The 19,136-nt window shown below is 28.8% G+C and carries 19 protein-coding genes; 4 read left to right on the top strand and 15 right to left on the bottom strand.

Annotated elements, in window-relative coordinates; translation table 11 throughout:
* The 15 genes from tssD (ABMY20_RS12420) to ABMY20_RS12350 all read right to left on the bottom strand — a co-directional run.
* Window positions 1–244 (bottom strand): type VI secretion system tube protein TssD (tssD, locus tag ABMY20_RS12420; protein WP_349265420.1); only part of this gene is annotated, 244 nt, incomplete at its 3' end.
* Between the two features lie 293 nt (window positions 245–537).
* Window positions 538–1,032 carry a hypothetical protein gene (locus ABMY20_RS12415; protein WP_349265419.1) on the bottom strand — a complete coding sequence of 165 codons (495 nt, stop codon included), beginning with the start codon at window positions 1,030–1,032 and terminating at the stop codon, window positions 538–540.
* 371 nt (window positions 1,033–1,403) lie between these two features.
* Window positions 1,404–2,060, bottom strand: coding sequence for a hypothetical protein (locus ABMY20_RS12410; RefSeq protein ID WP_349265418.1), 657 nt, complete (start codon window positions 2,058–2,060; stop codon window positions 1,404–1,406).
* Between the two features lies 1 nt (window position 2,061).
* Window positions 2,062–3,588 (bottom strand): hypothetical protein, encoded by a 1,527-nt coding sequence (locus tag ABMY20_RS12405; RefSeq protein ID WP_349265417.1) that lies wholly within the window; start codon window positions 3,586–3,588, stop codon window positions 2,062–2,064.
* A gap of 6 nt (window positions 3,589–3,594) precedes the next feature.
* Window positions 3,595–4,380, bottom strand: a complete 786-nt coding sequence (gene tssD / locus ABMY20_RS12400; protein ID WP_053056760.1) for a type VI secretion system tube protein TssD — start codon at window positions 4,378–4,380, stop codon at window positions 3,595–3,597.
* 36 nt (window positions 4,381–4,416) lie between these two features.
* On the bottom strand, window positions 4,417–6,741 hold the full coding sequence (tssR, locus tag ABMY20_RS12395) for a type VI secretion system protein TssR domain-containing protein (protein ID WP_349265416.1): 2,325 nt from the start codon (window positions 6,739–6,741) through the stop codon (window positions 4,417–4,419).
* Between the two features lie 2 nt (window positions 6,742–6,743).
* A complete protein-coding gene (locus tag ABMY20_RS12390; RefSeq protein ID WP_047790416.1) occupies window positions 6,744–7,676 on the bottom strand; it encodes a hypothetical protein in 933 nt (310 codons plus the stop codon).
* A gap of 10 nt (window positions 7,677–7,686) precedes the next feature.
* Window positions 7,687–8,133: a type VI secretion system TssO gene (gene tssO / locus ABMY20_RS12385; protein ID WP_047790415.1), complete on the bottom strand. Its 447-nt coding sequence runs from the start codon at window positions 8,131–8,133 to the stop codon at window positions 7,687–7,689.
* 3 nt (window positions 8,134–8,136) lie between these two features.
* Entirely contained in the window at window positions 8,137–8,634 is a 498-nt protein-coding gene (gene tssO, locus ABMY20_RS12380) for a type VI secretion system TssO (protein WP_047790414.1), read from the bottom strand.
* A gap of 12 nt (window positions 8,635–8,646) precedes the next feature.
* Window positions 8,647–9,813, bottom strand: a complete 1,167-nt coding sequence (locus ABMY20_RS12375) for a hypothetical protein (protein WP_047790413.1) — start codon at window positions 9,811–9,813, stop codon at window positions 8,647–8,649.
* On the bottom strand, window positions 9,806–10,684 hold the full coding sequence (locus ABMY20_RS12370; protein WP_047790412.1) for a TssN family type VI secretion system protein: 879 nt from the start codon (window positions 10,682–10,684) through the stop codon (window positions 9,806–9,808). The genes ABMY20_RS12375 and ABMY20_RS12370 overlap by 8 nt, the downstream gene beginning before the upstream one ends.
* A gap of 14 nt (window positions 10,685–10,698) precedes the next feature.
* Window positions 10,699–11,643, bottom strand: a complete 945-nt coding sequence (locus ABMY20_RS12365; protein ID WP_073184337.1) for a hypothetical protein — start codon at window positions 11,641–11,643, stop codon at window positions 10,699–10,701.
* Window positions 11,628–14,069, bottom strand: a complete 2,442-nt coding sequence (locus ABMY20_RS12360; RefSeq protein WP_073184335.1) for an ATP-dependent Clp protease ATP-binding subunit — start codon at window positions 14,067–14,069, stop codon at window positions 11,628–11,630. Before ABMY20_RS12360 ends, ABMY20_RS12365 begins: the two co-directional genes overlap by 16 nt.
* Window positions 14,066–15,853, bottom strand: coding sequence for a type VI secretion system baseplate subunit TssF (locus ABMY20_RS12355; protein WP_156167107.1), 1,788 nt, complete (start codon window positions 15,851–15,853; stop codon window positions 14,066–14,068). The genes ABMY20_RS12360 and ABMY20_RS12355 overlap by 4 nt, the downstream gene beginning before the upstream one ends.
* A 17-nt stretch (window positions 15,854–15,870) precedes the next feature.
* Window positions 15,871–16,305, bottom strand: coding sequence for a GPW/gp25 family protein (locus tag ABMY20_RS12350; RefSeq protein WP_047790408.1), 435 nt, complete (start codon window positions 16,303–16,305; stop codon window positions 15,871–15,873).
* Between the two features lie 80 nt (window positions 16,306–16,385).
* Here ABMY20_RS12350 and ABMY20_RS12345 point away from each other — a divergent pair, with 80 nt between their 5' ends.
* The 4 genes from ABMY20_RS12345 to ABMY20_RS12330 all read left to right on the top strand — a co-directional run bounded on the left by ABMY20_RS12345 (window position 16,386) and on the right by ABMY20_RS12330 (window position 19,135).
* On the top strand, window positions 16,386–16,841 hold the full coding sequence (locus ABMY20_RS12345) for a hypothetical protein (protein WP_047790407.1): 456 nt from the start codon (window positions 16,386–16,388) through the stop codon (window positions 16,839–16,841).
* Window positions 16,842–16,864: 23 nt separating this feature from the next.
* Window positions 16,865–18,229 (top strand): DUF5458 family protein, encoded by a 1,365-nt coding sequence (locus ABMY20_RS12340; protein WP_047790406.1) that lies wholly within the window; start codon window positions 16,865–16,867, stop codon window positions 18,227–18,229.
* A 245-nt stretch (window positions 18,230–18,474) separates the two neighbouring features.
* Window positions 18,475–18,927, top strand: coding sequence for a GAF domain-containing protein (locus tag ABMY20_RS12335; RefSeq protein ID WP_047790405.1), 453 nt, complete (start codon window positions 18,475–18,477; stop codon window positions 18,925–18,927).
* 82 nt (window positions 18,928–19,009) lie between these two features.
* Entirely contained in the window at window positions 19,010–19,135 is a 126-nt protein-coding gene (locus tag ABMY20_RS12330; protein WP_255724779.1) for a hypothetical protein, read from the top strand.
* Window position 19,136 lies beyond the last annotated feature (1 nt).

The raw sequence follows: 19,136 nt of genomic DNA, 5'->3' as shown, positions 1-19,136 counted from the left end.
TTTTTGAATCTTCATCTGTTTTCTTGAAAACAATTTTTCCATCTACAGACTTAAACTGGCTATTCACCATTGCCTCGATAACAGAAGTATCTGATGTTGATTCAATAGTTAAAGTAACTCTTCCTCCATTTACACTTGAAGATGGTTTACCTTTTGTGTCTGTGTTTCTGTTTAAGCTGTATTCAGCTTCTAATACGTCGAATTCTTTTCCTGCGAATTCGAAACTTGCTCTAAATGATCCCATAGTTTCTTTTTTTTGGGTTAAATAATTAAATTAAAATACTTTTTAGAGCTTTCTCCATAAAAAAAAGAGAAAGCTTTAAACAATATAAAACCTTCTCTTTTTTTATTTTTTGGCGCCATTCTATAAGAAGAAAGAAGATAACAAATATTGCCTTATGTGATGTAAATTTATGTTATAGTTTTCTTACTACCAAATTTTTATGTAAATAAATTGTTACTTTTTTTTAAAAAACCTTAACCTTCTGTATTAAACAAAGACTATTGCTGATTAAATTGACTTTGCGTTCTTTAAAACTATTGGGCTTTTGAAAAGTGTTTTATTTTAAACCCCATATTTTCATACAAAGTAATAAGCTCATCTTTATCATTATAATCTTTAATTTCCTTTACTTTCCAACTAACTTTTTCTTTTGTGGCTTCATCAACAAGGTTAAATAAATGCATCATTGCAACTTCTTCAAGTCCTTTTTCTTTTCCATTTCTATCTTGCAAAAAAACCTCTTTACTTCTAATTTTATCCCACATCTTTACCCATAATCCGGATTCTTTAACTGAAGGCGTGTTCATAGTATCAATATCAAAAACTTCTATTTCGTTTTCTTTAGAGTTTATTGCTACTAACACTTCTACTCCTTTATTAGTTGTTTCTATTACACATTTTGCTTCTTCACCTACTCGTTCATCTAATAAATACTTAACTTTTTTTAAACGGTTTCTTTCTAACTCTATTCCTTGTTCTCTCTTTCTTAACTCTTTTAATTTTTTTCTAAATATCAGTTTAAAAATCATATATATAAATTTAATTGAAAAACTGCTATTAAGATGTTTATAGGTTGTAAGAAGAAAGAATTGTATTATATAAATTGGTAACTACCAAACTATAATTTTATAGGAGCCTTTTTCTTCTTCAAAATATAAGGTTAATCTTTTTTAGCAGTTTCACAAAAGTAGTAAGTTTTTTATATTGACTGACAGTAATTACTAATAATATATAAAATCAAAGATGTTAAGGTTTAGTTGCTAATTACAATGGTTCACCTTAGCAAAAACTAATCTTGCAGTATTGTTACCTCAGATTTTTTTAGTACCTAGAGGTTGAAAATTTATATCTAACTCAAAATTATAAATCGGAACTTCTTATGTTTTAGTTATAAATAATCTTATTTTTTTATTTTCTTAAAATAACCTTGGGTATCTATTTTATACTTATTTGTATATATTACTCCTTCAATTTCTTTTTCTTCTTCTATATCGTAACAAGATTGTTCATCAATGGTTGTAATTGTATAATCTTTATCAATTTCAAAGCTCCTATCCCATCCACATTCATAATTCTTTCCTCCTACAACAATCAGTTTATCAACAGTTTTGTTATTACTGTTTATAGTTTGTAACTCAAAATACGGCAGATAATAATCTTGTTCTTTATTTGAATAAATAAATAAAAGCACTCTATACTTATTTTTATCTGGAAACCTCTTATAAAAATATCCTTTTCCTTTATAAGGATAACTATCTTCCTCTTTAGCGTATAAATCCTCTTTTAATTTAAACTCAGTTTTATCAGAAAACAAAAAATTCAACTCCGATTTCTCACTTATTTCATTTTTCTGTTTTAGGCTATCAGTAAGAGCAAATAAAAAATCATTATTATAGTCATACGAATACGTATAAGGTAACTTTTTAATAGAAACAGTATCCCAGTTAAATGCTTCTATACTTTCTACTGAAGGAGCTTGAACAAGCTTTTTTTCGTTATCCTTGGGTACTTTACAGGAAATAAATAAATAAATGAATAAATAAATAAATAGTCTCATATTAAATTTCTTTAATTTTAGAAAAATCAAACCCAAAAATATGGAGATGATGATAGTGACGTACTCTTTCAGTTTTATAATGTTGAGTATGTGGCAATAATGTAGTTTTAGTAATTTTTACTTTTTCTTTTTTCTTAGTTTTAGGATTTAATACTTCTTTTTCTTCTATAAACCTCTCATAATTTTCAGACAACATCTTTTTCTTTCTCCCCCACCCAAACTTATATAATGCTTTATTAAATTTCACTTGTCTTTCATAATCAAAATGTGAGTGTTGTAAATACGTTGGACCTCCATCTTTTTTTGTACTTAAATATCTTAAATCTCCAGCTTCTCCATTTATGTGGCTACTGCTATTTCCAGGACTTCCATTAACATCACTAAAACCAGTAGAACCTAAATCTTCTATTCCCTCCTCTATCATAGCACCAACTAATCCTGCAAAACAATCAGGGTTTATATAGTATCTTTTTTTTGAAGTTGACCATTTAGCTATCCCATATTTCACTCCTTTTGAAGAAAACTTATCTAAATTTCTAGCATCTAACAAAAACGTTCTCTCAATCGGATTTGTTTTTACATTTTTCTTTTTCCATTTATCTACTTCAACCAATTTGGATTGCCCTAACTTATACTTATTTCCTTTAACATCATAGTAGTTATATATAACTTCCTTTGGCTTTTTAATTTTATTTTTTTCAATTTTACCATCACTGTAAATATTATATTCAAGCGTAGAATTATCCTTTAGCTCAAACCAATTATCATCTCCATAATACCAAAAGTTTGGGCGGTTATCAAAAATTTCCTCATATTTTACTTCAAGCCAATTTTGATTTTCAGGCTCAGCATCAACGACCATAAACAACTTTGTTTTTTTGTCAGTTGTTTTATTTAAAGCTTCTCTGTATTTTTTCTGATCTTTCTCATCCTTAGGTGATAGTGTAACTGCGTCTATAGCGAAGTTTCTAAAATCTTCGGCATTTGATATGTTCTTTTTATTTTGCTCTGTAAATCTGCTTACATACGTTTCTACAACACTAGTTTTTTTACCATCCTGTTGTAAAACTATAGAACTATCTTTTGCTACCAAACAATTTTTTTCGGCTTGTTTTAAACTTAACTTTATACGTTTATTAGCCATATTTTCAGTTTCAACCACCATATACACCTCATCTCCTAAATTAGCATTAGCTAGTTTTGTAAACTCTATTTTTGGCAGAGTTAAAGGAATATCAATACAATCTCCTTTAGTATATGAGTCTTTTTTAAGTACCTCTACTATGTGAGCAACTGTTGTCTGCTGTTGCTTTTTTTGTAAACCTCCCTTAATGTTTTTATAAATAATTGTTGCTATCTTTTCCTTACGAGCTTTTGTACTTGTATTATTGCTCCCTTTGAAAGTATAACTTTCAGTTTCTCCTGTTTTCTCAGTACCTTTAATCTCTTTTTTTGCCAAATAAGCTTTTTTTACTCGTTGGGTTTTAATTTTCAGAGTATTACTTGGTTTTACGGTTAATGTTGCCATAGCTAATTAATTTTGTATTGTTTCTCTTTCTCCTTCTTGTTGAACAACTACACGTAACTTCAATTTATGTTCACTACTAGTTACCTTAAAATCTTTTATAATATCGTTTTCTATAACCTTGTCATTATATACAAAATCTTTGGTGTGGTTACTTAAATCAATATCTATTGTTTGTCCTATAGCATTTTCTGTTTTCAATACTAAGTACACTTCTTCTCCTGTATGTGGTTCTGCTTGTTTATTACCTTCAAGGTCGGTATAGTAACAAGTAAAACGCGGTGTTGTATCTTCTTTAGCTTTGTATGGTGCAGCTTCTTTTATTGGTATAAAACTTTCTTGCCAGTGTTTTATATAACGTGTGGTACTTTTTTTACTCCAGCTAGAGTTGTTAAAAAATCGGTAGTCTTGCATAGCAGGTGATATGGTTAGAGTTACCTGCATACCTGACTGATTACAAAACTTTTCATGGTAATTGATGAGTGTACCATCTTGAAAGTTGTATTCAAAAATTTCTAATCCGTCATAATCATCTTGATAAAAAACAATTTTACCGTCTCTTAACTGATATAAGTCAAAAGGATATGGTATTTTTTTGTTTTCGGTTCTGTCGGCAATAATCCATTCTAAAAAACTATCATCATACATTTGCGATTCAAATGTAACCGAGATGGTTCCTCCCATTAAGGCAGAGGTAGGTTTTCCGTTCCAATCAATAAGTCGATTGTAATTTAAATTTGTATTGAAAAGTTCTCGTTCTTCTCCACATACAAATAGCTTTGCTTTAACATTCATTTTTAGGCAATTTTCGGGGTTCTTCCTAACTATTAACTAGGGCAATAGTTCTAAAGGTATGAAGTACACTTCACTTCTATAACCTTCTTCTACTTTTTGCAACTTATTTTTTAAAAATAATTCTTCTAATTTATCTATTTTTTCATATTGTTGAAAATAAAACTTTTCAAAACCATTTTTTCCTACTCTTTTTCTTGGCAATTTATATATTCCTAAACAGTAATATCCTTCATGATTTAAAGGAATTCCTGATTTAAAGTAAAATAAATCTGCTATTGTTGCTTTTCTACTTAAAACATATCTATAGGCAGCTTTGTTTAATATTTTTATTTGTTTTTGGTACAATCGTTTTATTACTCTTCGCTTTTTTCTTGTAATGGGTTTTGCCATTTGAGGAAATGTGCTGCGATAATTTTCTATTAATTCTATAATTTCATCTTTATCTAAGACATAGCCTTTTTTTATTATACTATCGTTAAGTAATGATACTTTTTGGTACAATACTTCATGTAAATTGTTTCTGCTTAATTGAAAAAGACGTAAGCTGTCTGTATTTAACTCTTTATATCTTGTTTTTATCGTTGTGCTTGGTTCACTTCTTAAAACTCCTAGTTTTTTATTAAAGTAATTTAACGAGGATATAAGCTTATTATTTGTTAATGTAGATCTTTTTAAAACAGTATCTATCGCTTTTTCTAAAGATAGAGGAGTTAATGAACTTTCTATTCTTGGAAAAATAACGCCTCCATTAAAAAGGCTATTATCTGGAGCATCGTACACATAAATATTATCTTCATCAGCAGGTATCTTTTTTAGGATATTGTTTTCTACTATAATTTCATTATCCACAATAAAATTCTTGATAAATTCATTATAATATTTTCCTGTTTTATACAAAAACTCTTTGCTTCCTAATATATAATTCTGAGATCTTACACTTTGATTATTGTCTAATTGTGCAAAAATAATTTTAGGTGATTTTTTAGCTATTTTTTCAAAAAAAGTATCTTTTTGCCTTTTAATATCATTCGTGTTTTCTTTGCTTGAAGCAATGATGAAGAAATTGTTTTCAAAACGCTTATTTTCATCTGAAAAATTATCTATTACATAATTTACTGCTTTGGGAATAGACATTGTTTTTTCAACGTATTCTACAGCTAAATTGTTTTGATTACTTTCTATAAAAGATTCAACAAAGCTAATCCACTCTGAAAAAGAGCTTGTTTTTTCTAATATTGCTGTTCCTTTTCTATCGACTAAAATTGCAGAAAAACTGTATTGAGCTTCAGTAGGTTCTTGAAATAAGGTTATGTATAAACTTTGTAATGAGTTCAATATTTTTTTTAGATGTTCGCTTTCCTCATTTTTAGAAATAAAATGGAAGTTTACTACCTTCGACTCCTCTTTCATAAATTTTATTTCTTTTGTATAAAAGCTATTTCCTTTTACATTAATAAGTTTATTTTTATCATGATTCCAAACATGTACTGGAGCTATCAAGTCTTTAGTAACATCTGTTTTTAAGTTTTTATATCCTGTATATAAGTATTTAGACAATACATCTTCACCTGTAAGTTGAATTGTATCTTTATTACTAACTGCCAATAAACTATCAGTGTCATTTATAACATATACTTGACTTTGTCCAATACGTGTAATTAAGTTTGATGGTATCCAACCTACTGTTTGAGAAATAGAGTCTTTTAAAACGGGTTTATCTGACACAAATACTGCTTTCCCTTTTTCATCATACTTATAAGGGTATACGATTTGATTAGACACTAACTTTTTGTTTGACTTTGTTCTAAAAAAAGGATCTTTAAACACATTTACAGAGTCTACTTCCATATGTGGTTTCAAATCAAAAAGTCGTAACGTTTTATCTGTTCCTACCTTATATTTTATAGGTTTATTATTACACGTTTCTAAAAATGAATGATTATACTCTATTACATTACTTGCAGGAATCCATCCTAAATATTCTACTTGCTCTGAATCTTTAAAGTTAAACTTATCTCCATAGAACATAGAAAACAATCCTTTGGGCTTTCCTATTTGATCTGGGTTGGCTACTACTACTTCATACGAGTTTTCTTTTTCATCAATTACATACAAAGGAGTAAGTAGTCCTTTCTTCTTAAACTTTTCTTGCACATACGGTCCTTTATAAAAAGAGTTTTCCTCTCTATCTGAAAAGACCATTTTTAACGAAGCATCGTGCTTCGTTTTTGCTTTTTTTAGATAGTTAAACCTATTAGTTTTTACTTCTTTTACTTTCTCATATTTCCCTATAGTTTGTGATACAATAGGGAAGGAATATAGCAACAGCAAAAAAATAAAAAGTGTTATTTTTTTTTGCATTATTATCTTAGTAAACTTTGTGTTACATTTAATCTTTTGAAACATTTAATTGTATCTATTTCAACTTTATTTATAATTATTTTGCTTCTTTTCTTATTTTCTAAATAGTGTAAACCTTGGCAGTAACTAAAAAAGTCATTATACCTTCCTCCATTAACAATTACAAGTATGTCTTCTGCTTGATTACATGTATAGTTATTTTTTATATAATTTAAGTTTTTATAAAAAGTTCCTCTATCTGTAACCTTGCTATCTGCTATTGCTTGAAGTCTTTTTCTAATATCATTTTGCACAACCCCTAAAGAGTCTACTTTTTCTAATTCCTCAACTTTTTCAAATCTTGGTAAAATCTTTATATTATGAAATATTGGGTATTTTAATGTATTTGTTTGAAGTTTTACCCTGTAGTCTCCTGGTTTACTATATCTGTAAATTACTTGTTCTTCATAAGCATCAACTGTACCTGTTTCTCCAAACTCCCAATACCAGGTATTTATTCCTTTTCCCTCGGTAAAAAACACTAATTCTTCTCCTACATAACCTTCATCTACGCCATGCAATGTTACCAAAGAGTCTCTAGGTGATAGTTTTGGTAAAGAAACTATACCTATTTGTTTTGAAACAGTAAACTTATCGTTTATTTTTATTGATACTAAATACTTACCTTCTTTACGGTATTTATAATCGATATTTCCTGGTTTTACTATAGAATCTCCATTTCCCATATGCCACACCACTTTTCTTCCTTCAACTAAACTCGTATCATTTAAAAGGAAAAACAGTTTTTCACCAACCTCAAACTGGTAGTTACTATTAGATTCAGACACGTAAAAATCTAAATTACTGAGTCTTGATTTATAAGGTGCAAATATGGCCAGTATTAATACTAATAAAGCTATAAAAATTAAAGCTGATAATTTAAATTTATTAGACATATTCTTTTATTTAAATATTAGCTTTACATTCTTCTAGATTTTCTTTCAGAACTTTATTATTCCTTTTTAAAGCATTGTATTCTTCACTCAAATCGAAAAACATTTTAAGTGTTTTTGATGATTGAACTCCGAATATATATCTATTATTCATATCGTTATCTCTATAAATTTTTTTGTATTGTTGAATTTCCTTATCTAACTCGTCTAATACCTGAATTTGAATAACATCAAAAGGTATTTCTTGAATTTTTTTATGTGTATTTTTTATTTTTTTTGTGTATTCTTCCTGAATATCAAAAATTTCTTCTGAAGCGTCAATACTATTTAGCAGCTCTTTACTTTCTACTACAGGCACTTTAAATATAAATTTAGTTAGTATTATAAACACTACTGTAGAAATTATTATAAACAAAAGAGAAAACCTTATTTTTTCCCAAAAAATCTCATGTTTATCCATAGCTTACTCTTTATTTAAATTTTTATTTAAATCTTTATATTTCTCTCTGCACTTTTCTAATTGTTCTTTATTGGCTTCTCTTGTATTAACTTCTTTGTTATAATTTTCAAGAAGTGATTGTATATTCCTTATTTCAGACAAAAACTCACCGTAAATTTTGTAATAGTTGTTTTCTTTTTTTGTACTATCTATACTTTGTCTTATTTCTACTCTGGTGTTAGTTATAATCTTCTGCATTTGCCTATACTCTCCAATATTCCTTCTTTTATTTTTTAAACTATATAGGTTTTTAAAAAGCTCTTCCATTTTAAAATTTAACATAGCTTGTTTTTTAAAAACTTCATTGTAATGAGATTGTTTACTCTCAATTAAAACAACTCCTTTTTCTGCTATAATTAAAGTGACATATAAACAAAAGAATACGACTACTGCTGTTAAAGAGAATGATGCAAAAAACTTAAGTATTTGTTTTCTCCTTTCTTTGTGATTTAAAGCTTTCATAAGAAATTTATATTAATCAATTATACTCCAAGTACTATTTTTACCTCTATTTCTATTGAATTGCGCTCCAGACTCTTCATTAATTACGATATTATCTTTTCTTTGTCCTATATACTCTAGTTCACTCATCTTTTTAAATACGCGCTCCAACATAACTACAAACCTATTTAGCACATCAAACGTTTCTGCTATCTCAATATGGTTGTACTTAACGTTTACAGCATCAACTATTGCATCAAGGAAAACAGAAGGCTTAATGTCTGTCCATTGATAATAATATTGTAGTAATTGCTCTTTCTCTTTATCATCCATAATACTCAAGCAAATAGAAAGCTTATTTGCTAACACCACTAACCTATCAACCAAATACATAGGTGATCTACTAGTAGAAATATTTTCTAAATTAAAAATATTATCACTGTAGTACTCTTGCAGTTTACTGCAAATTGAAAAGGTATTGGCTACTAATTTATTACTGCTTTTTTGCCCATTATTTTTTTTGAAAATTTTAATCGAATAGTTTTTAGACTTAATAAGCATTTGTAATAACCCTTTTCCAAATCCTTCTAACCTTTCATTAGATGTTAAATTAACAACAGGAGGCACATAACTTTCATCAATAGAAAACAATCCATTTGTCCATAACACCTTTCCTATAACCAAAAAGTGTTCTTTTAAAAAGCTAGTATTAATTTTTGAAACTGGAAGTGTATGTAGTTCTAATTTAGGTAATACATTAGGATGATGTAAAGGTATAACTTCAGGGTCTGGAATACCTACTGGTAAATACTCAAATGGAGATAGCGAAAGCATTATATAAAATTCTTCGCTTTCTGTTTTATCAAAATCAGATGTTTTTAATGTTACTGATGGTGAATTTGCCCCATATAAATCTCGGTGATACATAATCCTGTATCCTTTTTCTGTGATCGCGTTACAAGATTTCAGTTTTATTACTAAAGAGTTATCTCCATCGTTTAAAACATCTAATTGTAGGTTTTCAAAATTAGTTCCTCCATCAACTAATCCATATTCATAATTTTTAAGAGAAACCGAATTGTAGTCTTTTATGGTTTCAATTGTGTTGTTATAATTTTTAAAAAAATGTTCTGCAGATATTTTTACTCCGTCAGTCCAATTTATTGGTAAGTAATTCATTTTATTATTTTTCTTATTCATCTTCAATGGTGTTTAATGCAGTTCTTCTTATATATATAGTTTGTTTATTCCTTATTTTATTAAACTTCCCGTCTTTTTCAGCGTCTAAGACTTTTGTAAAAAGAGGAAAATTAAACCATTTGTTTGTGTAAAAAATCCAACCAATTGGCTCTCCCTCCAAATAAGTATCAATCATTCTATCAGGAAATCTAAAGTTTTGATCTTCTATAAATCGATTAAACCACATACCTACTGATACCTCCATGGGTAACTTTACTGAAAAAGAACTATAGTTTTTATCTTCTGGATTTCTTTTAATTTTTACTGTTACTTGTATTAATTTAAAAACGTCTACATTATCCCAATACATATCACTAACTCCATTATCTGAAACATTCCAGGCTTTATAAAATGGTTTTGATATGTTTAAAAAGTATTCTAAAGACATTGTGTATAGTAATGGTAACACAAACCAAATTATTGATAACATTGCCCAAAGTGCGTAAGGTAAATTACTTATTTTTTCAAAAATTAGATAATACAGCCACCCTGAAAGAAGCATTACTATAAAAGCAAAAAATAGTGTATGGAATTTATTATCTAGGCCTATAGATTTGTAAAACTTTGTATTTTGAAAAAGCATGAAAAACACACCTATAAAAAGATAACACAAAACTGTGAGTATCAACCCTACCCAAACAAATTCATATTTTAATAAACTAATTAAAACTGGGGCTACTAGAACTATAGTTAGCAATAAAACCAAGACTATTGCCTTTTTTATATTAAACGATTTTTTTGCTTTTACTATGTTATTTAATACCATTAAAGAAACAATAGCTATTAATGGTGCTAAAAGAAATTTTAAAAAATATACTATTATTATGTTCATAACTTTTTCTTTTCTTATTTAGTTAAATATGAATCATACCCTAAAAATCTTTCTGACAAAACAAAAGATTGATCAGAGTTTGTTTTATAAGTGATATGAATTTTTCTTGAGGAAATTAAAAAGAAGTTTAACACTTCCTTTATTTGTAAAACACTTTTTTCTAAAACTTTAAAGTTTTCTACTTCTTTTTCTAATACCACAACTACTTTAACATCATCTATCTCACTATAAACCTCACCACTTAAACCCAGATCAACTCCTAAAACAGCATCTCCTAAACTTAAAAAAGGAGATTCTTTTATAGCACAAGGTATATAACTAAGCTCTACTTTTAAGCCTAAAACAATTTGTATTAGTTTTTCTAACTCGACTAAATTCTCTTTAAAAAACTCAGACTTACATAAATTAAGAAATAGTTTATACAATGACTCATCTGATATTTCTATATCAAAACCTATAATTTGTTTAAAAATATTTAATAGGTTTTGTTTTGATTTTTTGTCTGAAAAAAAGTTTAAGCTTCTATTATTAATCCTAACTCTTTCTTTAAATATTTCTGTATCAAATAGTGTAAAAAAATTAATATCTCCTTTTTCTTTTTCCCTATTTCTACGAATTGTATCAACTACTTCTTTCTTATTATCTGAATTAACCCCTAAGGAAAGAGGGTAAAATAATATTTCTGGTAACTGATGATATATACTATTTCTACTTAAATTTACTACTAAGTTCTCTTCAAACCCTGTGTCTTTAGCAATAAAATTTGAATTAATAGACAAAACATCTTTAGATTGAGCTCTAGTATTCATACCGTGATTTTTCACAATTAATACTTCTGAGACATCTTTTTTTAATAAAAACTCTAATTCTTCAATAAAAACCTCACCTATAAAATTAGATGTCATATTACGAACAAGCTCGTCTATAACGGTATCATTTTCATTTACACTAGCTCCCATACAAGATTATTGTTTTTATAATCTAATAGTACATGATCTCCTTTATTTACCTGTTCAGAAACTATCATTTTAGATATTATCTTTTTCACGTATGTTCTTACAACTCCTGCAATGGGTCTGGCTCCATACTTTTGAGAAAATCCTTTTTTTGACAAGAACTCTAAAGCTTCATCAGAAATATCTAACACTATTTGTTTTTGTTGTTCTAATTGCTTTCTTAGTTTATTAAAGTGTATTACTAAAATATCTTGTGCTACTTTTTGATTTATTGGCGCAAATGGAACTACTTCTGTTAACCTCCCTAAAAATTCTGGTCTAAAGTGTTGTGCCATTACCTCTATTAACTCATTTGAGGTCGGAATTTTTCCTCCTGTTATTTGCTCAGCAATCCATTGACTACCTATGTTAGATGTAAAAATGACAATCGCATTAGAGAAATCTCCTTCTCTTCCTAATTTATCATGAATTACTCCTTCATCCATTAATTGTAGAAAAACATCATACACAGAACTGTGAGCTTTTTCAATTTCATCAAATAAAACTACTGAATATGGACGCTGTCTAATTTTTGTTACTAACATCCCTCCTTCTTCATATCCTACATAACCCGGAGGAGCTCCATAAAGTAGTGCTGCTGAATGTTCCTCTTTAAATTCAGACATATCAAAACGAATCATTGCTGTTTCATCATCAAATAGTAACTCTGCTAATGATTTAGTTAATTCAGTTTTTCCTGTTCCAGTAGGCCCTAAAAAGAAGAAAGAACCAATTGGTTGTTTAGGGTTACTAAGTCCACTTCGCGATTCAATAATAGCATCAGAGAGTGTTTGAATAGCGTTTGACTGCCCTTTAACTCTTTCTTGTAACTTTTTATCTATATTTAAAAGACGTTCTTTTTCTTCTGTTTGAATTTTTCCTAAAGGAATACCTGTAATTTCAGAAACAACAGCTTCAATATCTATTTCACTTACAGTATCGATTGGAGTCTTAGCTAGCTCTTTTAGCATAGATAAGAATTCATCTACCTTAGATATTTCTTCTTGTAAATCTGGATTATCAGATACTAAATTAAATGACTTGGTTACTTTTGAGGTTTGAATTACACTAACTTTTCTGTAAATGGTATTATAGATTAATTGTAAATCTGAAAATTCAAACTTTTCCGAGTCCTTAACTTCATTAAACTCTTTTTCTATTTTTCTAACCTCTGTTAATACCGTAGCGTTGCTCATCTTTACAGCTGCCACAGTTTTATCTATTAAATCTATTGCACCATAAGGTAACTTCTTTTCCTTAAAATACCTTTTTGAAAGATGTATAGATTCCTCAATTGCTCTATCTGAAATTTTAATATCAAAATGTAGTTCCAACCTTTTTTTATGTCTATGTAAACACTTTAACATCTCTAGGCTACCTAATTCCTCTAGCTTCAATATTTCTAACTTACCATCTATAGGGTGTCTTTCAAGATTTTTCCTGTATGAATCTGAATTAATTGTAAAAATCATATTAATACGCCCTTCACTTAATTGAGCGTTTAAAATATTAACAATAGCATTGGTTTTTCCTGATGCGTTTTCAAGCAATACATGAAGATCATCAATAACTAATATGGAAGGAGCATCAATAGACTCTAATTTCTCAAATAGTTCTGATATTTTCTTATTTACATCATTTTCAGAGCTTGCTCCTGCTAATAATTTTGGGACATTGAGTTTGAATACTAAGTGACTTTTCAAATACTCATCTGTACTATTACTCAATTCTCTTACAAAGTAGTTTACTGTTGCTGTTTTTCCTATGCCTGAATCTCCTACTAAAATAACTCCCTTGCTTTCTGATCTTTCAAAATTTTCTAAAATCAATCGAACTTCTTTTTCTCTACCTAAGATTAAGTTTCCTTTTTGTATTACCTCTTCTGTTTGAAGGTCTTCGATATAGGAACTTATTGCAGAAATATTTTCCTTAACATTTGATTCTAAAAAAGTAGGAGTATTAGCATTGTAATGATTTAAAATATCTTGTTCTGTTATACCTAATGTTTCTATTTGTTGTCCAGAATACACAACTCCCTCTCTTACAACTGCTGTAAAAATACATAAGGCATCAATATTTTCCGTTCCTAATTTAATTTTTGAACGTTCAGACTCTTCGAAAACCTTAGCAACTTCATGGTCTGGATTTACATCTCCAGAAGCTTTTAGCGGAGTTGACTTATACATTTCTTTCATTACCTCAAACCACTCAAGAATATAGTTAGCATCTTTACCCATGCTATCAATAATCTCTTCTAAACCAGTTGGTTCATTAATTAGCGATGTTATTAAATGACTAACACCATAGGTACTTTGATTTTCTCTGTAAGCAATACTTTTAGCTCTTTTTATACTTGATAAAGCACTTGAACTGTAATCTTTTTCTATCATTTTTTTATAAAAAATACTTTATATGTTATATTTGATATTGATCTTTTTTCTAATTCTTTTTCAAGATAATAACTGAAAAGGTTTTGTTTTTCTTCAGAAATTAACTCTCTCTTAGTTTTTATGTATATATCTGTAGTTCTAATTAATCCTTTTTTCTTTTCTTTTGATATTGCAACACCATCTTTTATAGAAAGGCTCTCAACAAAATGCCCTATTTTATTGTTTATAAAACTTTTTACATCTTCTCTAGTTACAATTCTTTCTCTAGTAAGTAACCCATAGCGCAGTCCATTTATTTTGTCGTGCTCCTCTTTTCTTATATGCCCACCTATTGTATCTGTTTTGAGTTTTATTTTACTATCAATAAACTTACCTGTTCTATACTGATTAAAAGTATAACTAGTATTGATATCATTTGCGTGGTTTGCATTAGTTAGCCAATACTGAAATTCATAATTAAAGGCATCTTTATGTGGATAGGTTAACAAAAATGTTTTGTTATTATTTGCATTAACCTCACCAAATTCTAAATGAATTTTCTTATCAATCTCATCTAGTTTTTCATGCAAATCATCTAAATATGCTTGAATAATATCATACCCTATTGCAGAAAAAGCACTACCTTCTTCTCTTACAGTTTGAGAAGTTTTACTTAACATCATCTTAGCACTTCTTGTATCAAACCTTCCTATGTCTCCAAAGTAGAGAGAATAACCTCCTTCAAGACTTTCTGTAGAGTTTTCTATAACGTTACTATAACTATTTCCTTTATCATCACTTAAACTTTCTATATTTAAAAAGTAGTTTTCACCTTCACTCAGTACTGATAAGATCCTTCCATTTTTTCTAAAGTTATGTTGTTTATACTCTAACTTTCTGTTAACTACTGGAAAAGTATTTAAACTTACCTCTATTCCTTGTAGTTTCTCTCTAGAAAAAACTTCTGGTAACTTTACTTTAAACCATAAAAGCTTTTTATCTAAATCTTCAGGCTCAATAAAAAAATCAGTTTGCTCTCCAAATAATTCATTTATTGTTTTTTGTTGTCTACAAGACTCATTTAAATTTAAAGTATAAAAACAGTCTTCATAAAAAGAAATTACATCTTCAAAGTAGTGAACTTCTTTGTTGTTATTTATTAAAACTTCCTTATCTAGAAACATTTCATTCTCATCAACATCATACACCTTCATTGTTTTTAAAAAAGGTAAAAGCGAAGTATCTTTTAGTATAAAACAAAGAGATAGATTATTAGTTTCTTCCAATAAATCATCTAAAATTTCAACACCAAACCAAAGTTCGTAATCTTTAATTTTCTTTTCTTCAGATAAATAAAGAGCATCCTCCATGTTACCAAATCGGTTTTCACAAACCAACAACTTATCATCGTACCCTAAATATTTAACAGATGCATTTATTAGCTTTTTTGTAATAATTGGAGTAAAAAAAACATCTAACTTATCTTCTCCAAATCTTCTCTTTGAGCAATAAAAATGATCTGAAACATTTAATTGTGTTGTATCGTCTTCCGGCTGAGCTTTTAATAAAGCATGTGAAGGTGATGGTAAGGACCACTTGTTACTTACCAAAATTCTAGATAACCTATCTAATAATTCTTTATCTGAAACATCTATTTGTTGGTGTAATTTTGATATTTCATAAGCAAAAGTATGTAAAAGCAAGTCTAAAATAGGATCTACACTTCTTTTATCTTTAATGCCCCATAATTCCATCGAACGCAATAGCATTCGATTTTTAATTTTCATAAAATATTCGTCTCTCATTGCTATTTTTATTTTTTTTATTGTGATAAAGGACTAATGTAAAAAAGTGTAGCAAAATTAAATGGCGCATCGGTTTCTATAATTGTACCAAATACTTTAATTTCTGCTTTTCTTCTTACATGAACATCCGTAGTCTCAGCATCATCATCTATTTCAGATAACCTTACACTAACTCTAATATCCTTGAGTCTTGGCTCATACTCAACAAAAGCATAATATAAAGAATCTTTAACTTTTTCTTCCCATTTATTAATTTTAACCAATTGGTTAAATTCTAAATCCCAAATATCGGAACCATAATTCGGTCTTCCAAAAACCTCACCTTGTTTTGAAGTAGCAATTATCATGAGGTGTTGAGCTATGGATTCTTCAAGTGTACACCCCAATCTATTATTTTCTTTATTTCTTTTTGTTATACTGGAAAAGTCTAGGGGGATCTTCAAATAATTCATTTTTCCTTAATTTTTTTCTGTAAAAATAATTTTTTTTATCAAATATTTAATAGATTCGTAGCAGAATAAAAAAAATTATTATGGCAATGTACAATTACGGAATTGGAGGCAATGAAGTTAAAGTTGATGCTAATGAATCAATCGCAAACATTTCTTCCAACAAAACTTTATTAATCCAAAAACTTACCGACGAAGCTCCTGCAACCCCCGAAGCTATCTATGGTTTAGACACAATCGAAGCTGTATTCGAGAAGTTTTCACCTTCAGTGAATCTTGAACACACCGATGAAAATGGCGCCGACGTTAAAGAATCTTTAAATTTCAACAATTTAGGTGATTTTAATGTTGAGAACATTAAGGCTAATAGCTCTTTTTTAAATAAGCTAGATATAGAAAAAGACCAGTATCTAAGAATTTCAAGACAACTATCTTCTAACAGAGCGCTAATGAAAGCACTTAGTAACCCTGAAACAAAAGATACCTTTATCAAAATTTTAGAAGAGTCAATTAAAGAAATCGAGCAAGCCGAACAATAAAACCAAAAAAAACATAATTAGCTATGTCTACAAAAGTAAAAACGCAGCAATCGGAAGTAGTTAAACAACAATCCCCTAGTCAAGAAGTAGCTAACGCTATTGATGGCATAAAAGAGTACGGTGGTTTCTCTTTTATCGAAAACATCGTTGATGGTTACTCTAACTTGAACCCAAAAAGAAAAGCTAGAAAAAGTCTATTTTTAAACGACGAGCAGTGGAAAGGAGAAAGAAAAAACTTAAAAAACAGACTTTCTGTTTGGTTAGAAATTCTTAAAAGTAGTGACAGTATCGAATCAATGTGTGATACTGCAAAAGAAAAATCTACCAGCATAGAAAGTGTTTTAAATTACAATCTTAAGAAAACCTTAGAAAAAACAAAAGAACTAGAAACCTCTTATAGATCAGTAGCTTTATTCTACAAAAACACCGAAAAAGACAAAGTAAAAAACATCACCATCTTAAATGCCGATTTAAGTCAATTAAAAGATTTAGAAAATCCTCTTTTTATAGACTATGTATCAAATGAGTTTAAACAAAACTTTGATAGATTAGATTTAAAAGACAACTACTCTATATTAGTAGTTCCTGGTTATTTAGGATCTAACGTAGTCTTAGACAAATGGTCTAAAATAGCACATGACAACAAGGCTGTTTTATTAACAGACTTCCAAGATCTTGAAACACCTGACGACATTGTTGACATGTTCTCAAATGCAAATCACTCTGGTGGCGAAATTCACAAATCAAACACTTTAATGACTTGTAACTGGCTACTAGGAAGAAAAAAAGAAGATGCCGTGGGTGAAGAAGACAACCTATACGTTCCGCCATCTTCTGCTTTGGCTGGTAAAATATATCACACATTAATGTCTCAAGTAGTAGCAGGTAAAAAATTTGGAGGTATTAATGAGGTAGAAAGTGTACGATTCGATCTTAAAAAGAGTGAAATTTCAGAAATTGAAAAAATGGGACTTGTTCCTATGGTTAACGAATATAGTAAAGTAATGGCTTTTTCAGCCAAGACTTTATTTAACGGAGACAACTTAGGTTTACAAACCTACTCTGTTGTAAGAGTATTCGATCACATAACAAAGGTTTTATTTGACTTTTTAAATAGAAGAGCTTTTGAAAACTGGAGCTCTAGAACTGAGGCTGATTTACGTCGCCAAATAGTTAAATTCCTAGACGATATTCAAGGACCTACTAAGCTAATTGAGCGTTTTAAGGTTATAAAAATAGAACAAGATCAAAATCAAAAAGACCGTGTTTTATTAGATATTCATATCACTCCTTATTTTCCTGCTAAAAGCTTTGTTATCCAACTAGATGGACACAAAGGAGATGGCCCTGAAGATGCTGTTTGGCATAGTGAATACGTTCAACAGTAATTTTATACTACAGAGAAAAATAAAAAAGCAAAGGTTAAAAACCTTTGCTTTTTTTATTGAAAATATTTTAGCTATCACATAACTTTAAACTCATTCTTTTTGAAATTGTATCGTCTTTCACAAAAAAAACACTTAAAACCTCTTGTCTAAGCTATAAAAAATAAAATTCAGTTTTTTATCACAATCCTTACAACTATTTTTGTAAGCTTTAAGCACTCTTTACGAATAAGATAAAAAATATTTTCATGAACATACAAGAACTAAAAAACAATATAGACTTAATAGTTAGTAATAATTCTTCTAAAGAAGAAAAACTACAACAAATCTGCGATTATTTAGCTTCAGAAATCTCTTACTATGACTGGGTTGGTTTTTACTTTAAAAATGGTGATAAAAACGAGTTAAAACTAGCTCAATTTAACGGTGAACCTACAGAACACACAATCATCCCTTTTGGAAAAGGTATTTGTGGACAAGTAGCAGTTAGCAATAAAAACTTTGTTGTACAAGATGTTAGTGAACAAGACAATTATATTTCATGTGGTTGGAAAGTAAAATCTGAAATTGTAATTCCCATCTTTGTAAACGGCGAAAACATCGGTCAAATAGATATTGACTCTCATACTGTTAACCCTTTTACTAAAAACGACGAAGATTTATTGGAATATATTTGCAAAAAAATAGCTAATTTTGTATAATTATTTTATAATCACTTGATTATTAAGTTTTTTTTTACTTTATTTGATGTGATTTTAAACAACCCCATTAATCCCCTTAAATATGAGCAATAGAGAACATCCTTCTTATGCAGCATTAGGCAGTGCTAATGCTCGTTCAAAATCTCAACAATCTTTAATAGAAAAATTCACAATCTGGTTTCGAAACTTCTTAGAAACAGCAGAGTAAT

The sequence above is a fragment of the Tenacibaculum sp. SSH1-16 genome (assembly GCF_040104435.1).
Lineage (GTDB): Bacteria > Bacteroidota > Bacteroidia > Flavobacteriales > Flavobacteriaceae > Polaribacter > Polaribacter mesophilus.
Note: the sequence above shows the minus strand (reverse complement) of the source record. Positions and strands in the feature narration are given on the sequence as shown.